Here is a 22,499-nt window from a genome sequence, read left to right as displayed (position 1 = left end):
CTTTTCCCGCCGCGGTGGGATATCCCCCGTTACAGAGAAGTTCCCTTCGCACAAGATTAATAAAGCCTTAATAAATAACGTTTAACATACCCGGCGTCAGTTGGACGTCCGGCGAAATAGATGTATTTTGTTTTTAGGAAATCCAAGCCGGGGGTATCTGAAATGAACGTGAGTCCACTTGCAGGAAAGCCCGTCGCGCCTTCGATGCTGGTCGACGTGCCGAGGCTCGTAACCGCCTACTACAGCGAGATCCCGGATTACACTGTTCCCGGGGAGAGGGTCTCTTTCGGCACGTCGGGTCATCGCGGCTCCCCCTTCGACAAGACGTTCAACGAGCATCACATACTATCGGTCGCCCAGGCCGTTTGCCTTTACCGCGCCCGGCAGGGAATAAACGGGCCGCTCTTTTTAGGCATGGACACCCATGCGGTATCGACGCCCGCTTTCGTCAGCGTGCTCGAAGTGCTGGCGGCAAACGGGGCCCAAGTCATGATACCGGAGCGCGACGAATACACGCCGACGCCCGTCATCTCGCATGCCATCCTGGGGTACAACAGGGGGCGTACCGCCGGCCTCGCGGACGGCATAGTTATAACGCCCTCTCACAACCCGCCCGACGACGGGGGCATAAAGTATAACCCGCCGAGCGGCGGCCCGGCCGAGCCGGACGTCACCGGCTGGATCGAATCGAAGGCCAACGAATTCCTTCAGAATAACCTCGAGGGCGTTGAGAGGATTCCCTACGAGAAGGCCCTTCGCGCGGACACGACGCACCGCCACGATTATCTCGATGCCTACGTGAGCGACCTCGGGAACGTGATAGACATGGACGCCATACGCGGCTCGGGGATAAGCCTCGGCGTGGACCCCCTGGGGGGCGCGGGCGTTCATTACTGGCAGCCCATAGCAGAGCGTTACGGACTCAATCTAAAGGTCGTAAACGAAACAGTAGACCCGACGTTTCGGTTCATGACCGTCGACTGGGACAGAAAGATACGAATGGACCCTTCCTCGCCCTACGCGATGCAGAGCCTGATAAGGCTTAAAGACAGCTTCGAGATAGCCTTTGCCTGCGACACGGACCACGACCGTCACGGTATCGTCACGAAGAGCGCCGGCCTACTCCCTCCGAACCATTACCTTTCCGTCATGATCTTCTATCTGTTCCAGCACCGACCGGAATGGGCGAATGGAACGGCCGTAGGAAAGACGGTCGTAAGCAGCAGCATGATAGACCGCGTCACGGCGAAGATAGGACGAAAGCTCTACGAAGTGCCGGTCGGATTCAAATGGTTCGTGGAGGGACTTCTCGACGGCTCGCTCGGATTCGGGGGCGAGGAGAGCGCGGGCGCTTCGTTCCTCCGCAGGGACGGCGCTGTATGGACGACGGACAAGGACGGCATCGTCCCGGCCCTTCTCTCGGCCGAGATAACCGCGCGCATGGGACGAGACCCCGGCGAGATATACCGGGAGCTAACCCGTGATCTTGGCGATCCCGTCTACGACAGGATAGAGGCCCCGGCAACCCCAGAGCAGAAGAAGGCGCTTTCAAGACTCTCCCCTGAGCAGGTAAGATCGACCGAGCTCGCGGGTGAGAAAATAACAGCCGTCCTCACCAAGGCCCCCGGGAACGGAAGCCCAATCGGGGGGCTCAAGATCTCGGCCGAGAGCGGATGGTTCGCGGCGCGCCCGTCGGGGACGGAAAGCATTTACAAGATATACGCCGAAAGTTTTAAGGGAGAGGAGCATCTCCGCCGCATACAGGAAGAAGCGCAGGCGATCGTAGACGGCGTCCTCGGCGCGGCCGGCAAGAATTAACTATCAGGGAAGATAAATCACCCGGACTCTCCGGGAAAAAGTGAAGGAGGAGCCATGAGCGGACAGTCACTTACCGATAACCTGATCAATTCTTTTCTACCCACGGACATCGAGGGATTCGATTTCCTCGCCGAGCTGGCGCTCGATCTCCGGTGGTCGTGGAACCATTCCGCAGACGAGATGTGGATGGAGATCGACTCCGATCTCTGGGAAACCACTCACAACCCCTGGGTTATACTCCAGACCGTTTCACGCAGCAGGATCAAGGAAGTGCTCTCGGACGCGCATTTCCGCGAGCACCTGAGAGAGCTCGTGCAGATAAAGCGCCGGGAGGCGGGGGAGCCCGCGTGGTTTCAGCACGTCCATCCGGAAGCTCCGCTCACCTGCGCCGCCTATTTCAGCATGGAGTTCATGCTGAGCGAGGCCCTTCCCATATATTCGGGCGGTCTCGGTAACGTAGCGGGCGACCAGCTTAAGGCGGCGAACGACCTCGGCGTGCCCGTGGTCGGAGTCGGGCTCCTCTACCAGCAGGGCTATTTCAGGCAGGTAATCGACATGAACGGGGCACAGGAGGCGCTGTTCCCGTACAACGACCCCGGTCAGCTCCCCATAACCCCGCTCCGCGAGGCGAACGGCGAATGGCTCAGGCTCGAAATCCCACTCCCTGGATATTCCGTCTGGGTGCGCGCTTTCCAGGTGCAGGTCGGGAGGGTGAAGCTCTACCTCCTCGACACAAACGACGCCGCCAACTTCCCGGCGCACAGGGGCATAACCAGCGAGCTCTACGGCGGCGGGTCGGAGCTTCGCTTAAAGCAGGAGCTCGTGCTCGCGATAGGGGGCTGGCGCCTCCTCCGCACGCTCGGAATAAAGCCCGAGGTCTGCCACCTTAACGAAGGGCACGCCGCCTTCGCAGTCCTCGAACGGGCGAGATGCTTCGTGGAGGAGACAGGTCTTTCCTTCGAGGCGGCTCTCGCCGTCACCCGGGCCGGGAATCTCTTCACCACGCATACACCTGTGGCCGCCGGGTTCGACCGTTTCGACCCCCATCTTATAGAGCTCTATCTGGGCGACTATGCGAAGAACGAGCTCGGCATATCGCTCCACGATCTTATGGCGTTCGGCAGGCAAAACCCGAACGACTCGTCCGAGCCCTTCAACATGGCGTACCTGGCCATAAGGGGCAGCGGGGCGATAAACGGCGTAAGCCGTCTCCACGGCGTGGTGAGCAGGCGCATTTTCCAGGTGCTTTTCCCGCGCTGGCCCGAGGTGGAGGTACCCGTCGGATATATTACCAACGGCGTCCACATGCCGACGTGGGATTCCCGGGCGGCGGACGAGCTCTGGACGGGGGCCTGCGGAAAGGACAGGTGGGTGAAGACGACGAAGACACTCGAGCACGACATACGGGCGCTCCCGGATGTCAAGCTGTGGGAGCTCCGCACCGCCGCGCGAAAGGAGCTCGTCGAGTACGCGAGGGAACGGCTGGCGCGCCAGCTCGTAGCCTCGGGCATGGCACCCAAGGCCGAGAAGGTAAAGCACATATTCGATCCGGGCGTGCTCACGCTGGGCTTCGCGCGCCGCTTCGCCACGTACAAGCGGCCGAACCTTCTCCTTCACGATCCCGAGCGGCTCATAAGAATCCTTTCGAATCCGCAGCGCCCGGCACAGCTCATCCTTGCGGGGAAGAGTCATCCCGCGGACGAGCCGGGACAGGCGATGATCCAGGAATGGATACATTTCATCCGGCGACCCGAGGTGCGGGACAGCGTGATGTTCCTCGGCGACTACGACATGTTCCTGGCAGAGCGGCTCGTGCAGGGAGTGGACGTATGGATCAACACCCCCAGGCGGCCCTGGGAGGCCAGCGGAACGAGCGGAATGAAGGTTCTGGTAAACGGGGGGCTCAACCTGTCGATACTGGACGGATGGTGGGCCGAGGCGTATTCCCCCGAAGTCGGATGGGCGTTCGGGGACGACAAGGAGCACGGCGACGACCCGGCGTGGGACGCTTCAGACGCAGAGGCCCTTTACGACCTTCTCGAACATGAGGTGATCCCCGAGTTCTACACACGCGACACGAACGACATACCGACCGCGTGGGTAACGCGCATAAGGGAAAGCATGGTCCGGCTGACTCCGCGCTTTTCGGCGGACAGGACGGTCCGCCAGTATACGGAGGAGCATTACCTCCCGGCCGCTGCCGCCTACCGGGAGCGGGCGGCGGGGGGCAGCGCTCCGGGCGTGGAAATAGTAGGCTGGCAGGATGCGCTGAATCAGAAATGGCCGTCGCTCCGGTTCGGGGCGATGAAGATCGAAGAAGACGGCGGCCACCACGTCTTCGAAGTGGAGCTCTTTTTAGACGGGCTCGACCCGGACGCGGTTCAGGCAGAGCTCTACGCCGAGGGCGTCGGCGGAGGGGCTCCCGTGAGGCAGCTTATGACGCGCGTGAAGCACCAGGAATCGGAGGAGGCCTGCGTCTACAGTGCGCGTGTGCCTTCGACGCGTCCGGCTTCGGACTACACACCGCGGCTGATACCGCACCGTCCGGACGTCTCGGTTCCCCTGGAAGCCGCGCAAATCCTGTGGCAGCGGTGACAGCGGACGATAGAGCGAAAGTTGGCAGGGATTCAAAGCGTATAGAAGGGCTCAGGTAATTTTTCTCTGGCAGCCGGGGCAAAAGTAGGAAGAGCGGCCGGCGATCGTTTCCCGTTTTACCTTGCCACTGCACCCGGGGCATTCTTCGCCCTGGCGGCGCGATTTAAGGAGATAGGAGGACGGGTACTTATCGGAGTCGGCGCCGCGCTTTATCGTCGTCCGGAATATGCGCCTCATTTTATCGTAGAGCTTTCGGACGTCGGCTTTGCCGAGAGCGGACGCAGCGCTTTCGGGATGTATGCCCGCCTGGAATAACATTTCGTCTGAATAAATGTTGCCTATGCCGGAAACGAGCTTCTGGTTCATGAGAAGGGCCTTTATCCCGCCCTTCCCTTTTTGCACTATATCCGAGAACTCGCCGAAGCTTATCGAATCGGCGTCGGGACCGAGCTTCTTCCGTTTTATGTAAGCGTCGATGTCTTCGGTGAGGCCTATCCTCCCGAGCTTGCGCAAGCTGGTGTAAGAGAGCTTCTGTCCTCCGTCGAAGAATATATTGACCTGGCCGTGGGCCACTTCCTCGCTGCCGTCTTCAACGAACTTCAAATCGCCCGTCATGCCGAAATGCATGGTAATCCAGAGGTCCTTATCCGTTTTCACAAAGAGGTGCTTGCCGCGGCGGCTCGTCGATTTGAGAGTAGTCCCCTTGAGCCGGCTCCGGAACTTCTGACCGGAGACGGTCAGCATGCGGCGCGACTTCACCTCCACCCTCGCGATCTTTTTGTCGAGCGAAGTCGCGTCCACGTAATTCCTTATCGCTTCCACGTCGGGCAGCTCGGGCATGACTATAATATTACCCCATCGAAGAAGTATTCCTGAAGAGGAGCTCTCGGGATATGCCCGCAAGGATTGGCGCGCCCGGAGGGATTCGAACCCCCGACCTACGGATTAGAAGTCCGTTGCTCTATCCAACTGAGCTACGGGCGCATTGTGTGTATCTACGGTCTGTTACGTGAACGTTATATGTTAAAATTATTTTCCGTTTCAGTGTTTTTCCAGTGAGCGGAGTATTAAATTTACCCTAACGGATACAACCATGCAAAATGCGGATATCGTTATGGATAAACCGGTCGAGATAATCGAGGTTTATTATTCGTCGTTTCACATTAATGGCAAAAAAGCGGCAGGCGGATCGACGGGTCTTTCCCCAATCCGGTGTAGCTCGGTGTCTGAATTATCGAATACAATCCAGTGGAGCCAGCGGGTATTTTTACTTGTTTATTTAACCTGTTTAACACATTGACAATTAAACAGGAAATCGGAATAATGAAAGCATTCGGACATTAAAAAATGATTACCCGGGCTGCCTCACGCGGATATGACGCCGTGTCGAAGAATAGATGGTAAGTTACGATGAAAATTAATCTTAACAGCATTGGAAACCATTTATTCGGTGCGATCTTCAAAGACACAGATAGTAAATTACTAACGCTAATAATTCTTACCGATTTCGCCTTCATATTATTACACTTCGTACATTTCAGATTCGATTTTCTTACCGATACCAAGTGGTCATTATCCGAAGAGAGGGGATATCCGGAAATTTTTCAGTACGTACAACTGGGATGGATCACCATTACACTCTGTTTATATTTTATAAAAACCTCGACGATTATTTATTTCATTTGGTCGCTCTTATTCTTATATCTGCTCCTCGATGATTCTTTACAGATCCATGAGAATGTCGGCTGGTACGTGGCAAACATCTTCGATTTCAAGGATGCTTTCAATTTACGGTCTTACGATTTCGGAGAAATTATTGTTTACATAACGAGCGGCTTATCCTTTCTTTTCGCTATTATTTTTTCTTATCAAAAGAGCGGCCCCAAGGCAAGAGCAATCTCGAACAATATCCTTTTTCTGCTCGTAACGTTCGTGTTTTTTGGATTCGGGATAGATATGCTCGGCAATATAATTTACAAAATATTTAGAATTACCAACGATGCCAGTTTCGCTTCGATTTTCATCGAAATTGTAGAAGACGGCGGAGAAATGCTCGTGATCGGCATCACGACCTGGTACGTGTTGACCATAAACCCCTGTCTGGACCAAAACGATTTCGTCAGCGAGCGGAAGATCGACCGGCACGCCTAGGTTAATAGCCAGCCGTAAAGAATCCCGACAGGCATAAGCGCTTCGACGCTGTTTATGGCCTGACTATCCGGATCGTTCCCGGACAAGAATAGGGCCACAGAGGCACGCCCTGCCCCGAAGAAGGTGGTTGCCATGTATCGCGGACTACGGGCAAGGGCAAAGCGAACTCAATATGACAGCCGAAGTCCGGCTCTCGGGCTTATCCCCGGCGCGGGGAAGCCGACGTACTGCTCGTATCCGGCGTTAAGGAGATTCTCGACGACGAGAAAGACGCGGAGGTTCGGGCTCGGTGTCCACGTCGCCGTGAAGTCGAGGGTCGTATAGGAATCGAGGACGACGTCTCCGGTCGGAATGGACGAATCGTTAACCTTCCCCGTAAACACGGCGTCGAGCACCATGACGAGGCTCCTGTCGGGGCGGAACCCGACCGAAAAGCCGCCGAACCACTTCGGGCGGTTTCTGAGCTCCTCGTCCGTGCCCTGGATGTTACTGTCAGCGTAAGTCACGCTGCCGCTCACCGTGAGCGGGTCCCACGGATTTATGTCGCCTATGATCTCGAACCCCTTCACGGTCACCTTAGACCTGTTGACGAGGATAGGCGGCGGCCCCTCGTCGAAATCGACGAGATTCTTGAAGCGGTTGTAGTAAAGATTCACCTGCGCGCCGGCCTTTCCGCTCCACACGCGCTGCGAGACGCCGACGTCAAGGCTCTCGCTCTTTTCGGGGACGAGGCCCGGGTTCCCGACGATAGGGCTCGACAGCGAGAAGAAGCTCGGGAGCTTGAACCCTTTTCCCCAGTTCGCCCTTAGCGTCGTGTCAGTCGCAGCTATCTTATACGTGAGCCCCGCCCTCGGGCTGAACGCATGATTGAAACCCTCGGGGAAATCTAGCCTCGCGCCTAGTACGGCGTAGAGGTTCTCGACGGCGCTCAACTGGAACTCGGCGTAGGGCGAGAGGATATACCTCGTAAGCGAGAAGTCGGATGGGACCGGCCCATCGAGCATTATTTCGCCGCTGCTCTTCCCGTCTTCTATCTCGGCCTCGAAGCCCGCGGCGAGAACGACGCCCTCACGGATCGTGAACGTGTTAACGAAGTTGGCGTCGTACCTTTTGAAGTCGCTGTCTGAGCTGTTGGGGGGTATGCCGAACGGGTCTCTTACACCGGGAGCGACGCCTGGAGACGAGAACTTCTCCTTGTTGTTATAGTACGCGAGCTCGACCCTGTACTCCCACCAGGGCAGCACCTCGTGCGCAAGATCCACCCCGAGAAGAAGCTGGTCGATATTTCTCCTGTCGACGGAGCGGAGGACGGCGTACTCCGGCCCGCCGCTGTCTTCGGGGAAGCTCGAGCTTTCGACGTGGGAGTATCTGACGGTCGAATTCATCTCGAAATTCCTGCCGTCGAGAACGCCGAGCCTCGCGCTGAACGACGGGCTCTTGAAGCTGCTCCCTTCTACCTGTTCGCCGTCGTCGAGATAAGATCCCGAGAGGGAGTAATTATAAAACTCCCCGGCCCCCGAGACGCCACCCAGAAAGCCGTATTGACCGTATCTCCCGTAAGACCCCTCGGCGAAGGCCGACGGCTTCCCCTCCCCTTTCTTCGTGACGATGTTTATCACGCCGCTGAGAGCATCCGAGCCGTAGAGGGACGACATGGGGTCGCGCACTATCTCTATCCTCTCTATGTTGTCCGAGCTGAGGGTCGAAAAGTCGAACGAGCCCCCGCGGTTGTTAGTGGGGTCGTTCACCTTCACCCCGTCTATAAGAACGAGGGTGAAGTTGGGGTCGCCGCCCCTTATATACACGGACGTCACCCCTCCACGGGACGCCGGCTGGTCGACGTATAAACCCGGCACCTGCTGTAAGAGCTCGGCGACGCTGCTCGCGTTCCGCTCCTCGATCTCCTCACGGGTTATGACAGTAACGCTCGCGGGCGTTTGGGAAACCGAGGCGGGGTTTACCGTTCCCGTGACGACGACCGGTTCGAGCGTGCGGGCAGGTTCGCCGTCAATAGCCCCGTCCTGCGCCAGCGCCAAATAACCGAACAGCGTAAAGGGACAGATGAGCAATAGAGATGTGATAATGCCCCGAACGATATTATTAACCTGGCTCCTCCCTGTCGGATTGAATTCTACCGCCTCCTCTTTAAACCCGAGATGTAGATAGCCGCCAGGATGCCGCATAGAGTAAAACCTATAATGAACGAGCAGGCGATATATCCGAAGCCCGGCTTACTATCCGTCTTTTGTGCGAGCGGCGGCGGGGCGGAGGTTTCAGGCGCGGCCATATTCGCATCGTCCTTGACGAGGTAATCCGCAAGGAGATCGGCCTCGTGATCGCTAAGCCCCAGATTCGGCATCTGCGAGTATGGATTGTCGAATCTGGGCTCGAGGAGGCGAAACTTCACCCACGTCCTGACCTTGTCGATCCCCTGTTTCTGCAAGACTTCCTGCCGGGCGTGCCTGTATGTTTTATACGGCTCGATGTCGAGCTCGTCGAGCTTTTTTACCGTTTCCCTGTATTCCGGCGAATCGAGCCTTTGGAGTATGCCGTCGGGAAGCGAGTCGGTATTAAGCCTCGGCCCGGCCGTCCCCCAGCCGGACTGGTCTATGACGTGACACCCGTAACAGGCGCGCGTATCCAGGAGCCCCTCCGCCGAGACCGCCCTGTCCAATTTATTCGGATACGTATTCGACTCGTCGTACGTGACCTTATATATGGAGCTGAAGCCGCTCGAATCCGGCAGTATAGGAGCGAAGTAGAGTCCGTCCGGCCCTATCCCGACCCCTACCAGTATCTGGTTCCCGTCGCCTGTGTATCTCATGAATAGCTTGGGGACGGTCTGCATTTTATCTTCCTTGAACCCGTAATCGAGCATTGCGATGCTCTTGTCTTCCCTCTGCCCGGGCCCCGGCATCGAGAGATTCCCGCCCATGACCAGATAGAACCTGCCCCTGTATTCCTCGGGGAATATCCCGAGACTCTCGGGGTAGTAATCCATTTGAACCGGACCGACGGAGGGATTGATCACGAAATCCGCGTTGACGCCGATGCTCCAGTTAGAGCCGTCCCAGAGGTAATCCACACCCTTTCTGACTTCGAGGAACCTGTCCGAGCTGAGGCCGTTGTCCGCAACGAAAACCCTGCCGCCTACCACCTCCAGGCTGAACGGGTTCCTGAAGCCGTAGGCCCAGACATAGTTCCGCGGCTTTTTGATGTCGTCGTCAACATAGAACGGGTTCGAGCTTACGGGTTTACCGTCCGAGGTCATGCGTATCACCTTTCCGAGTATCGAATCGACGTCCCTGCTCTTTAAGAAGCTGTGCCCGTCGCCGAGCGTCACGAAGACGGTGTTGTCGTAGACCTGGCAGGGCCCGATCTGATGAGAGGGCGTCGTCGGCACGTCGACGAATATATCGGTGAAGGGAGTGGCCGATTTCGCCTTCAGGGAGAATGTTCCCGGCTCGGATTCGAACCTCACCATGTTATTCCGGAGGATGTTGTTCTCGTCCTGGTATGCGAAGGTAACGAAGACGTAGCCGTTTGCGGGGTCGAGGCATATGCCGGCGAGCCCTGTCTCGCCGCTGAAGGACGGGAGCTCTTCTTCGGGTTTTAGCCTGAAGAAATCCTCGGCGAACGTGTGGACGGTGCGGTCGTTGGTGACGACCTTCACCTTTCCCCTGAGCTCCGTAACGAAATAGAGCGGGTCGCCCGGACCGTCGCCCGGATTCGGGACGAAGGCTATCGCGCTCGGGAACTGAAACCCCTCCGCGTCGACGCCGACCTTGAAGTTATCCCGGACGGCCCAGTCCTTCGCCCACGGTTCCGCATCGTCCGCGTGTATGTCGCAGGGAAAGAATAAAAGCGAAACAAGAACCAAAACAACGCAGATATTTAAATGATATAATTCGTTCATTCCTTTCATATAGAATCCATAGCAGGAATTTGTATAACCGTTTAACGCGAGCCGGTATCATCCTATAGTGCGAATCTCCGAATTCAACCGCCCCTACACGAGTCGCTTATTTCCTTCTAGTATATTTTGTGTATACACCCGCCAGCAACATGGCGGCCGCCCCTCCGAGCACGAAAGAATAAACGAGGTGCCTGTACTTGAGGTCGGGGATAAACCGGCTCATGACGCTGCGGACTTTCATTCCGATTTCGGCAGCCCGATCCTTATCCCGGTTTAATAAATAGTCCGTAATCCGTGCAGCTTCGTTCTCGGTAAGCCCGGTATTCGGCATTTGCGAGAATGGATTGTCGAACCTGGGCTCCAGCAAGTGATACTTTACCCACGTTTTTACCCGTTCATCCCCGTATTTCTGCATCAGCTCCTTTCTCGCCTCCCTGTAGGCAGCGTAAGGCTCGGTATCCAGTGCATCGAGCCCGGCCAGGGATTCCTCGTAATCGGTCGACGCCAGCCTTTCTCCTATCCTTTGCTTCATTACTGTCCCGCCAAGCGCCGGACCCGTATTTCCGAACCCGTAATCGTGGATAATATGGCAGGAATAGCACTGATGAGAATTCAGAAGTGAAATCACATCCCGGCCGTCCGGTGACGACCATCGGCTTACGGCCCCCTCCTTGTAAAGCACCTTGAGAACGGCGCTCCGTCCCGCAGTATCCGGCATGACCGGGACGAAGTAGAGCCCGTCGGGCCCTATTGCAAGGCCCGCTATGACCTGCTTCCCCTTGCCTGTGTATCTGACGAAATACTGCGGGGCGCTCCGCATCCTGCCGGCCTCGGCGTCGTAGTCCAGAATCACGATTCCCCTGTCCTGAGCCATGCCCTTCCTGTAATTGGGATGCCCCGTGCGCGCAAGGAAGAACCTGTCACTGTAGGGACCGGGAAACGGGCCGCCATCCACTGTATTATAATCGAGCTGCGCCACTCCGTCCGAGGGCGTCAGCACCTGTATGGCGTTGGCCCCAATGCTCCATTCGGTTCCGTCCCAGAGGTAATTCTCGCCCCGGCGGATTTCGAGAAATCTGTCCATGGTGCCGGACCCGTTGTCGGCGGCATATATTCGGCCGTCAACGGCTTTAACCCCGAAAGGGTTCCTGAGCCCCGCCGCCCATACGTAGTTCCGGGGCTTTTTGATATCGCCGTCCACGTAATAAGGGTTATCCTTTACGGGCTCGCCGTCAGTTGTCATGCGGATTATCTTTCCCTGTAGCGCGTCGATATTCTGGCTCCCGCTGTATACGTCCCTATGGAGATCGCTCCGTATATGACCGTCGCCGACGCCGACATACAACAGCCCGCTTTCGACCTGGCAACCGCCGATCTGGTGAGAAGGACTGGTGTATTCATCCGCGAATATCCCGGTGAATGCAGTCCTGGAAACGGGTTTGAGGGAGAAAGTGCCGGGCTCGGAATCGAACCTCATTATATTATTCCGGAGAATCCCCTTTTCGTCCTGATAAGTGAATGTCACGAAGACGTAGCCCCTGGAGGGGTCGAGGCATATGCCGGCGAGCCCCATCTCCCCGGATTGCGAGGGGAGCTCTTCACGCGGCTTCAGCTCGAAAAATCCTTCGGCGAAAGTATGGACCGTTCTGTCGTTGGTCACGACCTTTATACTGCCCCTGAGCTCCGTCACGAAATAAAGCGGGTCTTCGGGTCCGCCGCCGGGATCGGGAACGAATGCGATAGCCGAAGGTAAATGGTAGCCCTCGGTATCCTTTTCGATCTCGAAATTGTCCTGGAGAGCCCAGTCGTCTCTCACGTCGTATGGCGCTTCCACTGCATATGCGAGAGTGCTCACGAGTAGAAGAATAAGAAGTAGAGGCTTCATTGTAGTTAAGGGATTTATCATACAATTCTACCTATAGCGCAAGGGAAAATCATCGATGCGGGGAAGAGAAATATTCCATGCTAACCTTAAGGAAGCCTCCGCCCGGTCCCTTGCTTACAGGGTTCGGAGCCGCGCATCGGGAGCGCCGGGGATGCATATGCAACCATGCAATATTCATCAGCTACAGTCAATATCACACCCGCCCGGACAAATGGGTTTATACTTTATGAGCGGTGTAAACATGGGAGAGAAGAGACAGTCGAGGAGGCTTCCCTATCGTAAACGCATCAGGCTCGGGAAGGACGAGCCGAAATATATGGGTTACGCCTCGAACATATCGGAAAGCGGCCTCGAAATAGAATCGCGGAACCTCTATCCCCCCGGCACCAGAATCGTAATCAGCTTTCAGGAGGACCTGGGGACCGAGGACGCCTCCGCTGAAGCGAGGATCGAAGGAATAGTGAAGTGGTCGACCAGAACAATCGGAAGCCAATCCGGCAACATGGGCATAAAAATAGCCCATGATTCCGACCAGGCCATAAAGCGCATTTACACCGAGCGGATTAAAAGACTCACCAAATAAACGCGGCGGCATGCCGGACCGGCCGTCAGTCTCTCGGTGCGTAGGCCATGTTCTGGAGCCAGAAATCTATCACGTACTGTATACGGGGCAGAAGGAGCGGCCTGTACTTGTCGAGGTCGGGAAGATGCACCCACCTGCATTCGATGATTCCCTCGGAATACTGGGGAGAGACGTCCGAATCCGCGCCGCGGTAATGTACGAGATACCAGTTGGTTTTCTTCAGGTATTTTGTCTTGTCGTATCTGGTCGTGTGCCAGGTCGAGACCAGCTTGCCCTTGATCGTGAGCTTGCCCTTGTCGAGCCCGGTCTCTTCGCCGATTTCCCTGAGCGCCGTCTCCACCGGGTCGGCGTCGAGCTCGAACCGGCCCTTCGGGAGGTCCCATTTACCGCGCTTGAATATAAGCAGAATGTGATAATTGTCGTTATAAACGAGGCCGCCGGAGGATTTTATCCGCGGGAGATTAAGGGTCTTGGTCAATGTGTATTCTTCATTCATTAGTCGGGTTCGTTAAAACCTCCTGCGCCTTTAGTTCATGCTCGTCCGCTATTTCCTTCAGAACCGAATACTGGAGCTTGTTGAGGCCGCTGAACGCGACTCCGTTTATCTCGATGCTGTGTGTCTCGGTCACGTCCTCACCCGTCAGCGGAACGAATTTATTGTTCCCGAAAGTTCGTATTACGTAAAGCATGCACGTAAGCCTGGACGTCTTCCGCGAGTTGGCGTCGATGAGTATCCAGGGCGACTTTACCGAGGAGGTGTAATCGAACATCTGCTCCTTGTATTTGGTGAACGTCTCCCATTTTTTCCGTGCGTGGAAGTCGTTTTCCGAAAACTTCCAGAACTTGAGCGGATCGGTGAGCCTCTCCTGAAAGCGGTAGAGCTGATGCTCGGGGTCCACGGAAAGGTAGAATTTAACGAGCAGAAGCCCCTCGTCTATGAGGCTATGTTCCCAGTCGAGCACCTTGTGTATGAAGTATTCGTACTGCTTCTGCGTACAATAGCCCATAGTAGGCTCGATGAGGGCCCTGTTATACCACGAACGGTCGAAAAAGACTATTTGCCCCGGCTCGGGAAGGTGCTGCTCGTAGCGATGAAACCAGTACTTCGACTCCTTCGGGGTCGGTACGCCGAGATCGACGATCCTGTAGTATTTCGGCATCAGGTTCTGTGTGAAGCGAAGAATCGTCGAGCCCTTTCCGGCGGCGTCGCGGCCGTCAAAGCATACGCACACCCTCTGTCCCTTCTCGGCCACGCTCTGCTGCATGGTCAGGAGCTCGAGCTGGAGGCGCCGTTTCTCGACATAATAATCCTTGAGACTTATGCCGTCGTAGGGTGCTTCTATTTTGGTAATCTCTTTACCGTTAATCTTTTTCATGGAGCATCACCTCAGAATTCTTAACGTGAAGCGTCACGCGCGCTCCCCGAATATAGTCATTGGTGCGGCTTATGCGGATAGACCTCGGGGACATATTTTTATCCCGTCAAAGCCCTGTCGAAATGCACGTTATACATTGTTGAGTTTCACTCGGGCAGGCCAAGGTCAATTCGCGATAAGTATATTAAAAGAGGCTGATTTTTTCAATTTGAAAAAGGACGGAATAAAGCCGTTAACGCTGCAAAAATACCTTTATCGCTGTAGCTGCAAGAATCCCCTGGTAACAATTATCCTTTCATATAAGCTGATTATGCGCTATGATTATCTTGGTAGAGGCGCATATTAAGAACGTGTTAAGTCCACAAATTATGAGGAGCTGCATGACCGGAGCATTCAAAAAATCCCTTCTTTACGCAGTACTTACGCTCGGCGTAATCCCCTTCGGCGCAGGTCATTCAAGCGCTTTCTCCGGCGCTGCCGACGATGCGGCCCGCCCGCTGGTTCAGCTCGACCCCGAGACCGAGCAGCTAGATCAGGTCTCCGAGCCCATAGGCGAATTGGCGGAGCCTGTGGAGGGCGTACCGACAGAAGAACTCGACCAGGTCTCGGAAACGGACGACCGGGCCTCGGAAGAGATAGGCGACGATTCCGAAACTGCGGCGGAGGCCTCGGAGATTCTCCCCCCTGCACCCGAGGATGAAGAATACGGCCTCGAGCAAGAAGCCCCCGAAGAGGAAATGCCCCTCGGCGACAGGGAGGCCGAAGGCAAGGGACTCGGATATTAATTGACCCCTGATCTCCGCCCCGGTAAGGAAAAACCGGAATCCCTCGAATCCCTCCGGCAGGGACGCCGCGCCTTTTTATCCCTGGATGACCGACGCCGGGGTATCCAGCGCTCACACCCCTAAAGCCTCGTCAAATGAACTTTAATGATAAGGGTCGGCCGCTATAGGCCTTATATCAAAACTCTGGTATAAATATATCGAGTAATTGATAATGCATATCATTTTCATGATAAGGAGATACCGATGAGGATATTCGACAGATGGAATTCGTCCGGTTTTTACCTCCCCGCAGCCGTAGCCATGATCCTGTTGCTTAATCTGCTTAGCCTTTCCCTCCTGAGCGGATGCGACGACAAGAAAACCAAGAGGGGTGAATCCGAGCCCAATAACAGCTTTGAAACCTGCAATCTCGTAAGCCCCAATATTACCGTCAACGCCGTTGTGGACCCGTCGGGGGACGACGATTACTTCTGTTTCGACGTCGAGGCAGCCGGCACCGTCGTTACGGCGGAGGTCACAGGCACGACGCTCTTAAGCCCGTTCGTAGAGCTTTACGGGCCGGGCCCGGACCACGAGCTCCTGGCAACGGGCACGGACTTTCTCGACGGCACAGTCGAAGCGCCCCTCGGCAGGCACTTCGTAGTGGTGGGCGACACCGGGGGCGACGGGGGACCAGACTACACCTATACCCTGACCATAACATCGACCGGCCCCGCGCCCACTCCAACCCCCGCGCCCACTCCAACCCCCGCGCCGACTACTCCTCCGCCTACAGCGACGCCAACGTCAACGCCGGCGCCGACCGCCGCTCCGACCGCGCCGCCGACTCCGTCGCCGAGCCCTACCCCTTCGCCGACGCCCGCACCCGTGATGCATACCGTCAGCATGGTCGACAACGTATTCATTCCAAAGGAGATCACCATAAAGGTGGGGGATACAATTAAATGGACCAACGACGGCACGCTGGCTCACGACGTCAGGAGCGACGACGGCACGACCTTCAGCTCGGAGTCCGAGTTCCCCGGCCCGACCTACATAAAGCCTGGTGACGAATTCGAATTCACCTTTACCGCGGAAGGCGTCATTCCTTATTACTGCATCCTTCACGCGATACCCGGGGGTACGACGGGAATGGTCGGAACGGTAACGGTGGTGCCTTAAAGAGACCCACCCTCGACCGAAGGCATATCGCAAAATCCCCCTGCCCCGGCGTTAACCGCGCAGAGGCAGGGGGAGCGTATTTGAAACCGGCCATGAACACGGCATTTTGCGAAGTTGAATTTCGACAACCGAGGCCGGTTTTCCCCCTCCCTTAACCGGCGCACGGCATAAATAACTCCCGGGTTTCAACGCTTCTTTCAGGCCCGGGGAAACGAAACGAAACGATACATACCCGGACCCGCGCCCCCGTCTTCCTTTCGTCGGCAGTTTTTCAATACGGCTCCGGATACTCTGTAGTGATTACACCGATATCGATTCAGCACTTTTAACTACATAATATTCATACCTAAAACTATATGAATGAAAAACCTCATTATTTATAATGGTTCATACCGTGAAAAAGGGGAATTCCAGTTCACGAGAAAAAGGAGGTTTGTAAAGTAATGAGCTTAATAAAAAGAGTAAATTCATCCAGGTTTTATCTGCCGGCGGTAGTAGCGCTGATAGTGCTTTTTAACTTCGTCAGCATGTCGATGCTGAGCGGCTGCGACGATAACAACAACAAGAAAAGGGGAGAGTCAGAACCGAACAACAGTTTTGAAACCTGTAACCTTTTGAGTTCGAATATTTCGATTAACGCGGTCATAGACCCGTCCGGCGACGACGACTACTTCTGTTTCGACGTCGATGCCGAGGGCACGGTAATAACGGCCGAGATCAGCAACGAAACCCTGCTGACCCCGTTCCTCGAGTTTTACGGCCCCGGGCCGGACCACGAGCTTCTGGCGACGGGATCGAATTTTCTCGAGGGTACCGTAACCCCGCCGCTCGGGAGGCATTTCATAGTAGTGGGAGATGCAAACGGCGACGGAGGACCGGACTACACCTACACCCTCAGGATAACCTCGACTGGCCCGACGCCTCCTCCGACGACCACGCCGACGAACCCACCGACGACGCCTCCAACCACACCTCCTACCACTCCGCCGACAACGCCTCCGACCACCCCGCCGACAACCTCGCCGACACCGACCCCGCAGATACACGAGGTCAGCATGATCGACAACGAATTCGTTCCTAAAGATATAACGATCAAAGCAGGTGACACTGTGAAGTGGATAAATAACGGCGTGCTCGACCATGATGCAACGAGCGACGACGGCGTAACTTTCACTTCCGAGGCCGAGTTCCCGAGCCCGAATTTCATGGCTCCGGGGGACGAGTTCGAGTTCACGTTCACTTCGGAAGGCGTTTTCCCCTACCACTGTATTCTTCATGGAGCAGCCGGCGGGGTCCTGATGTCCGGAACGATAACGGTCGAACCCTAACGGTTGTAATTCAATCAAAAACCATCCCCCTCTCCGTAAAGCACGGAGAGGGGGATAATCCTTATAAAAGCGCCGACTTCCCGAATCAGTTTTATCTTACTCCTCCTTCGAATACCGAAAGCTGAATGCAGAGAATGCTATGAATAAAAAACTTCTCGGAATCCTCTTTGTAACCGTATTGGCGGCAGCCGGATTAGCGTTTTTCGTAAAACCCGGCGACAGCAAAGACGCCGACCCCTATTACGGCATATACTACGGCAAGGAAGCCCCGGACTTCACGCTTTCGGATACGGAAGGCAATCCCGTAAGCATCAGCGATTTCGAAGGAGAGGAAGTTCTTCTTACATTCGGATATACAAACTGTCCGGATATATGCCCCACAACCCTTTCGCAATTAAATGAAGTAACCCGGAAGCTGGGGCCGGAGGGGAGAAAGGATCTCGAGGTTCTCTTCGTAACCATCGACCCTGAGCGCGACACCGGGAAGCGCCTTGGGGAATATGTCCCCTACTTCAACGAATCGTTCATCGGGCTTACGGGAAGCCCGGATGATATTAAAAAGGCCGCCGACGCATACTCCGTATTTTATGAAAGGGAAAAGCGCGGAGATTCGGAAGTCGCCTATTTCATGAATCATACGCAAACCCTTTTTCTTATCGACCGGGGCGGGAAGCTCCTCCTTCTATATCCCTTCGAAAACTTCGACGCCGACAAAATCGCTGCCGACATTAGACTCGCCAGGCAGACGAGCGAGACGCCGAAATAATCATTATTTTTCATTTAAGGCAGCATACCGGACGGCGGAGCGCATCGAGCAATCCCGCATACCTAAATGGAGACAGACGGGGAATCCGTATTCATGTATCGGGTGGATTGAGCTGTTCGTGATCAGTTTAAAACGGGGGGGCGCAGAGCTCGGTAGCGAGCGTTGCGTCGGTGGGATTCCAGATATAATTTCCCTTTCTATCTATATAGCCCATCTTGTGTTTTTCGTAGATTCTGGCGTATCCGTTCTCGAAATTAGACGCGCCTTCATACCGGGGCTTTATTACGAGCTTTCCTTTCTCGTCTATGTAGCCGACCTTTCCGTTGAGCGAGACGAAGGCCAGCCCTTCTGAAAATATTGAAGCTCCGTCGTACTGGGGCTTAATGACGACATTGCCTTTCGTATCGACGTACCCTACCTTGTTCCCCACGGCCACGCGTGCGCGGCCGTTCGAGAAGCTCCACGCCTTATCGTATTCGGGCTCGATGACGAAATCCCCTTTTTTGTCGATGTAACCGAACTTTCCGCCCAGCCTGACGAGCGCCAGCCCCTCTGAAAAGCTCTGCGCCTGCTCGAAGAGCGGCTCGATGACCACGTCGCCCTTCTTATTTATATAGCCGTGTTTTCTATCTATCAGAACCCGCGCCAGCCCTTCCGAAAAATCGGAGGCGCCGTCGAATTCGGGCTCTATAACCATATTACCGTTCTTGTCTATGAATCCCCTCTTGCCGCCGGTCACTACGAGGGCGAGGCCCTCGGAGAAATTGGAGGCGATCTCGTACACGGGCTCGATAACCATATCGCCTTTCTTATTTATAAAACCGTACCGTCCGCCTATGCTGACTACGGCGTACCCTTCCGAAAATCCCCAGGTGTTATCGAATTCGATGGTCGTAAACATGTTGCCTGTCTTATCGATATAGCCCCTCTTGCCGTTAAACACCACCAGAGCGACCCCTTCGGAGAAGTCCGAAGCGCCGTCGAATTTGGGTTCTATAACCATATCGCCGTGCTCGTCTATATAGCCGTATTTTGTCCCTATGAGTATGCGCGCGAGTCCCTCGGAAAAGGACGTCGCGATATCATACTTGGGCAGTATTTCCATCTCGCCCGACGGCTTTATATAGCCGACCTTGCCGTTGAGGACTACGGGAAGGAGCTCACCCTGACCGCCTGCAACCTCCACGCGGCTTTCGTTTTCACCGCAGGATACGGCGGCCAGCAAAAAGAGGCATGCCGCTATGAGCGAATTCGTTTTCATCTTCGTTCCTGCCGTATTACAGTACATGCGCCCGGCAGCATATAAATAATACCTGCTGTCCGGGCGCTTCGTATTACCGGGTCGCTGCTACGAGACAGAATAATTGATCATCATGCCCTGGTCCTCGTGTTCGAGGTTATGGCAGTGGAAGAGATATAGCTGCTCGCCCTCGAACGGTATCGAGAATTTCACGGCATATCTCACCGTCTCGCCAGGCCATACGAGCACGACGTCCTTCCAGCCCATGTCCGTAGCCATCCTGCCCGCGCCGTCTATGGCCAGGTCCTTTACCTGCTGGGGGCTGTTCGTCCTTTCGAGTATCTGGAACTGCACGGCGTGTATGTGGATCGGATGCGGCATTGCGGCAGGCCCGTTAAAGATGCTCCAGACTTCCGTCGCATCCCTGCTTACCGTGAGCGGCACCTCGTCGGGATTGAACCTGAAGTTATTGATAAACCAGACGCCTTCTATGGGGTTCGGAAGAGTAATCAGTCTTTCTTCGGCGTCCGTCGTATTTATCGGCTCAATGGTCGAAAGGGTGGACGGAATCTGCCTGTCGTAGCTCGTCGAGGCGGCGACGTTGAATTTCATGATATAAAACTCTTCGCCGTTCATGAGCGTCGAGGGCTGGTTGAAATCCATGTCCACCGTAAGCGGGTCCATGGGATCGAAGGCCATGCTCTTGAGGAAAACCTCGTCCCCGACCTGTGAGCCCCGGAAGTCTATGAGTATGTCAACCCTTTCGGCGATGCCGATGAACACCTCGGTCGCGGGATACGGCACATCGAGAAGGCCGCCGTCGTTGCCTATGATGTTGAACGTCAGCTTTTCCGAGCCCTTGAGGAAGGCGAGCTTATAGGTCCGGGAATTGGAGCCGTTTAAGAATCTGAGCCTGTATATCCTGGTTTCGACATCGAGAAACGGTTTTATCGTCTGGTTAACGAGGATCCGGTCCCCGAGAACGCCTATCGTCTGTATCATCGGGTTCATCTCGAATATAAGCTGGCCGGCTTCGTCTATATTCCTGTCCTGAATCACGAGCGGCAGCTCAGTCGTACCCAGCGAAAGGTCGAGCGCGCTCCTGAGCGCCGTATCGTTCTCGTCCTCTACTATAAAGAAGCTCGCGAGCCCGTTATAGGACTGCTCTCCCACTAGCTTGTCGGGATGAGGGTGATACCAGTACGTGGCGCCCCTGTTTATCACTTCGAAGTTGTAGTTATAAGACGCTCCGCCCGGAACGGCGTTGTTCGGATGCCCGTCGTTCGCGGAATCGACTTCGAGGCCGTGCCAGTGGATGATGGTCTCTTCGTCGAGCTCGTTCATCATCGTGGCTTCCACCCGTTGCCCCTTTGTCAGCCTGAATATAGGGTTGTAATACGTGCGGTCGCCCGCTATCGTTTCATACTGTAAACCTGTCGCCGGCTTTCCGGGCAGGAATTCCGTCTCGACGTTCCTGGGCGATATCAGGAACGGCGCATCCGGATTGAATATCCCCATGAGGCCGTCGTCGCCCGGCACGTGCAGCGGCTGAACGAACCCTTCGGCGGATCTGGGGTCGAAAGAGGAGCCGCCTCCTCCGCCGCCACCGCCCCCGGAGCTATCACACGAATTGAGGATGAGCCCGCCCCCGCCGGCGCCCAGCACGACCCCTCCCATTCCCATGATTCTTAGAAAATCCCTTCTGTTTAACCTGCTTGTCATTCTCGCCCCTCCTTATATTTATTTTATGTCCTGCCTGCTGTCGGTTCACCGGCACACAGGAAAATCCAGATTAAAATGCTCCGTTTGAACAGCGCCGCATACAGAAACCGTGTAATGCGCCCGAAACGGTTAGGGACCTACCCGCCCTTCTTTGCCTCGGCCTACCCGCCCTTGCCCCCGGTCGTTCCGGTGTCTTTCGAAGGCGCCTCCAGGTCTTCCGGAGAAATACCGTGTTTCGGCGGAGCCGCCTTAATACGGAGCGGCTCATCGAGCCCGGTCTTATAGAGCTGAAACTGGTTCAGGATATTCGCCCTGGCAACGCCAGATTCATATTCGTTGTAAATAACGCTTACCCCTTCGGGCACTTCAAAAGCGGTTTCAGGGATGGCGGTATCCTCTTTTATCTCCACCGCCTTAAACTCCATACGGGTGTCCCCGGTTTCGACGAGCATCTTGAGAGGAAGCGAGTTCTCTCTCCATATCCAGGTCTTTCTGAGCTCCGGCAGAGGCTTTCTATCTTTAACTGCCTGCTCTATATTCTCTTCGGTAGGATTTTCTCCCGTCTCGTAGACGTCGCACTCATAACCCAGAATCTTTTCCGTACCGACTTTTTTCCCCAGAGGGGGGAGATCGAGAGTGACGACCCCCTTTTCTTTCAGGTGCTCCCTAAAGGCCAATTTGTCCTCCACGGACAGTTTTTCGTATTCCTCTTTGCCGTATTTGCTTGCGTTATCGACCTTTACGCCTTGCTTATCGACCATATCGATTACGTAGGCGAATTCGGTATCCACGATCTGTAAATTATTCACTTCCTTGCCCGGGGTTACTCCTTTTGTCTCCCTGGCCATATTGCCGCCTTTTATGTACAGCGTTTCCGTCCATTCGTAGGTCGCTTTATTTTCCCCGGATTTATAATCATGCTCCGCCTTCCCCACGTATTTTACGAATACGCTGTCAAAGGAATAGGAATTGACGTAGGGGTTGGAAGTGTCCGCGCCGGCTTCGCCATTCCCGGCAAAAGAAGCATTTACCGATATAACCATCAAGATTGCTGTAAAAACAGCCAAACTTAGATTCTTCATAGGTTCACCCCTATTACCACCATTACTTTATCTACATCTACTTTATCTACATCTTCCGTGCCGCCGGCCGCCAAACGGGGTAGCGATACGG

General features: G+C 55.3%; 17 protein-coding genes and 1 tRNA gene. 7 read left to right on the top strand and 11 right to left on the bottom strand.

Annotated elements, in window-relative coordinates:
* Positions 1-162: 162 nt before the first annotated feature.
* On the top strand, positions 163-1,818 hold the full coding sequence (gene pgm, locus PKC29_00865; GenBank protein ID HML93962.1) for a phosphoglucomutase (alpha-D-glucose-1,6-bisphosphate-dependent): 1,656 nt from the start codon (positions 163-165) through the stop codon (positions 1,816-1,818).
* Between the two features lie 54 nt (positions 1,819-1,872).
* Positions 1,873-4,413 (top strand): alpha-glucan family phosphorylase, encoded by a 2,541-nt coding sequence (glgP, locus tag PKC29_00860; protein ID HML93961.1) that lies wholly within the window; start codon positions 1,873-1,875, stop codon positions 4,411-4,413.
* A 51-nt stretch (positions 4,414-4,464) separates the two neighbouring features.
* On the opposite strand, the gene PKC29_00855 is transcribed toward glgP, so the two are convergent.
* The 6 genes from PKC29_00855 to PKC29_00830 all read right to left on the bottom strand — a co-directional run bounded on the left by PKC29_00855 (position 4,465) and on the right by PKC29_00830 (position 12,386).
* Positions 4,465-5,253 (bottom strand): DNA-formamidopyrimidine glycosylase family protein, encoded by a 789-nt coding sequence (locus tag PKC29_00855; protein ID HML93960.1) that lies wholly within the window; start codon positions 5,251-5,253, stop codon positions 4,465-4,467.
* Positions 5,254-5,320: 67 nt separating this feature from the next.
* Positions 5,321-5,397 (bottom strand) — tRNA-Arg (locus PKC29_00850).
* Between the two features lie 852 nt (positions 5,398-6,249).
* A complete protein-coding gene (locus PKC29_00845; GenBank protein HML93959.1) occupies positions 6,250-6,558 on the bottom strand; it encodes a hypothetical protein in 309 nt (102 codons plus the stop codon).
* Positions 6,559-6,731: 173 nt separating this feature from the next.
* Positions 6,732-8,600 carry a TonB-dependent receptor gene (locus PKC29_00840; GenBank protein ID HML93958.1) on the bottom strand — a complete coding sequence of 623 codons (1,869 nt, stop codon included), beginning with the start codon at positions 8,598-8,600 and terminating at the stop codon, positions 6,732-6,734.
* A 95-nt stretch (positions 8,601-8,695) separates the two neighbouring features.
* Entirely contained in the window at positions 8,696-10,444 is a 1,749-nt protein-coding gene (locus tag PKC29_00835) for a PQQ-dependent sugar dehydrogenase (GenBank protein ID HML93957.1), read from the bottom strand.
* A gap of 142 nt (positions 10,445-10,586) precedes the next feature.
* A complete protein-coding gene (locus PKC29_00830; GenBank protein HML93956.1) occupies positions 10,587-12,386 on the bottom strand; it encodes a PQQ-dependent sugar dehydrogenase in 1,800 nt (599 codons plus the stop codon).
* 220 nt (positions 12,387-12,606) lie between these two features.
* On the opposite strand from PKC29_00830, the gene PKC29_00825 reads away from it, so the two are divergent.
* Complete coding sequence (locus PKC29_00825) at positions 12,607-12,948, top strand: PilZ domain-containing protein (protein HML93955.1); 342 nt, start codon at positions 12,607-12,609, stop codon at positions 12,946-12,948.
* A gap of 25 nt (positions 12,949-12,973) precedes the next feature.
* On the opposite strand, the gene PKC29_00820 is transcribed toward PKC29_00825, so the two are convergent.
* Positions 12,974-13,444, bottom strand: a complete 471-nt coding sequence (locus PKC29_00820) for an NUDIX domain-containing protein (GenBank protein ID HML93954.1) — start codon at positions 13,442-13,444, stop codon at positions 12,974-12,976.
* Positions 13,437-14,324 carry a polyphosphate kinase gene (locus tag PKC29_00815; GenBank protein HML93953.1) on the bottom strand — a complete coding sequence of 296 codons (888 nt, stop codon included), beginning with the start codon at positions 14,322-14,324 and terminating at the stop codon, positions 13,437-13,439. Before PKC29_00815 ends, PKC29_00820 begins: the two co-directional genes overlap by 8 nt.
* Positions 14,325-14,704: 380 nt before the next feature.
* Between PKC29_00815 and PKC29_00810 the strand changes: the two genes are divergently transcribed.
* The 4 genes from PKC29_00810 (at position 14,705) to PKC29_00795 (ending at position 18,364) form a co-directional block, all read left to right on the top strand.
* On the top strand, positions 14,705-15,109 hold the full coding sequence (locus PKC29_00810) for a hypothetical protein (protein HML93952.1): 405 nt from the start codon (positions 14,705-14,707) through the stop codon (positions 15,107-15,109).
* A 243-nt stretch (positions 15,110-15,352) separates the two neighbouring features.
* Positions 15,353-16,270, top strand: coding sequence for a plastocyanin/azurin family copper-binding protein (locus PKC29_00805; protein HML93951.1), 918 nt, complete (start codon positions 15,353-15,355; stop codon positions 16,268-16,270).
* 443 nt (positions 16,271-16,713) lie between these two features.
* Entirely contained in the window at positions 16,714-17,598 is an 885-nt protein-coding gene (locus tag PKC29_00800) for a plastocyanin/azurin family copper-binding protein (GenBank protein HML93950.1), read from the top strand.
* A 139-nt stretch (positions 17,599-17,737) separates the two neighbouring features.
* The gene (locus PKC29_00795) at positions 17,738-18,364 is read left to right on the top strand and encodes an SCO family protein (protein ID HML93949.1); all 627 of its coding nucleotides are present in this window, start codon (positions 17,738-17,740) and stop codon (positions 18,362-18,364) included.
* Positions 18,365-18,491: 127 nt separating this feature from the next.
* Here the strand turns inward: PKC29_00795 and PKC29_00790 are convergent, their stop codons facing one another.
* The 3 genes from PKC29_00790 to PKC29_00780 all read right to left on the bottom strand — a co-directional run bounded on the left by PKC29_00790 (position 18,492) and on the right by PKC29_00780 (position 22,408).
* Positions 18,492-19,625: a WG repeat-containing protein gene (locus PKC29_00790; GenBank protein HML93948.1), complete on the bottom strand. Its 1,134-nt coding sequence runs from the start codon at positions 19,623-19,625 to the stop codon at positions 18,492-18,494.
* Between the two features lie 87 nt (positions 19,626-19,712).
* Entirely contained in the window at positions 19,713-21,326 is a 1,614-nt protein-coding gene (locus PKC29_00785; protein ID HML93947.1) for a multicopper oxidase family protein, read from the bottom strand.
* A 161-nt stretch (positions 21,327-21,487) separates the two neighbouring features.
* Positions 21,488-22,408 (bottom strand): hypothetical protein, encoded by a 921-nt coding sequence (locus PKC29_00780; GenBank protein ID HML93946.1) that lies wholly within the window; start codon positions 22,406-22,408, stop codon positions 21,488-21,490.
* Positions 22,409-22,499: the final 91 nt, after the last annotated feature.

It is taken from the genome of Thermodesulfobacteriota bacterium (assembly GCA_035325995.1).
Classification (GTDB): Bacteria; Desulfobacterota_D; UBA1144; order Nemesobacterales; family UBA2774; genus JADLGH01.
Note: the sequence above shows the minus strand (reverse complement) of the source record. Positions and strands in the feature narration are given on the sequence as shown.

Bases quoted from the DNA above. Each gene is read 5' to 3' on its own strand.
- pgm (HML93962.1), top strand. From the start codon at position 163: ATGAACGTGAGTCCACTTGCAGGAAAGCCCGTCGCGCCTTCGATGCTG.
- glgP (HML93961.1), top strand. From the start codon at position 1,873: ATGAGCGGACAGTCACTTACCGATAACCTGATCAATTCTTTTCTACCC.
- PKC29_00855 (HML93960.1), bottom strand. From the start codon at position 5,253: ATGCCCGAGCTGCCCGACGTGGAAGCGATAAGGAATTACGTGGACGCG.
- PKC29_00830 (HML93956.1), bottom strand. From the start codon at position 12,386: ATGATAAATCCCTTAACTACAATGAAGCCTCTACTTCTTATTCTTCTA.
- PKC29_00825 (HML93955.1), top strand. From the start codon at position 12,607: ATGGGAGAGAAGAGACAGTCGAGGAGGCTTCCCTATCGTAAACGCATC.
- PKC29_00820 (HML93954.1), bottom strand. From the start codon at position 13,444: ATGAATGAAGAATACACATTGACCAAGACCCTTAATCTCCCGCGGATA.
- PKC29_00815 (HML93953.1), bottom strand. From the start codon at position 14,324: ATGAAAAAGATTAACGGTAAAGAGATTACCAAAATAGAAGCACCCTAC.
- PKC29_00810 (HML93952.1), top strand. From the start codon at position 14,705: ATGACCGGAGCATTCAAAAAATCCCTTCTTTACGCAGTACTTACGCTC.
- PKC29_00805 (HML93951.1), top strand. From the start codon at position 15,353: ATGAGGATATTCGACAGATGGAATTCGTCCGGTTTTTACCTCCCCGCA.
- PKC29_00800 (HML93950.1), top strand. From the start codon at position 16,714: ATGAGCTTAATAAAAAGAGTAAATTCATCCAGGTTTTATCTGCCGGCG.
- PKC29_00795 (HML93949.1), top strand. From the start codon at position 17,738: ATGAATAAAAAACTTCTCGGAATCCTCTTTGTAACCGTATTGGCGGCA.
- PKC29_00790 (HML93948.1), bottom strand. From the start codon at position 19,625: ATGAAAACGAATTCGCTCATAGCGGCATGCCTCTTTTTGCTGGCCGCC.
- PKC29_00785 (HML93947.1), bottom strand. From the start codon at position 21,326: ATGACAAGCAGGTTAAACAGAAGGGATTTTCTAAGAATCATGGGAATG.
- PKC29_00780 (HML93946.1), bottom strand. From the start codon at position 22,408: ATGAAGAATCTAAGTTTGGCTGTTTTTACAGCAATCTTGATGGTTATA.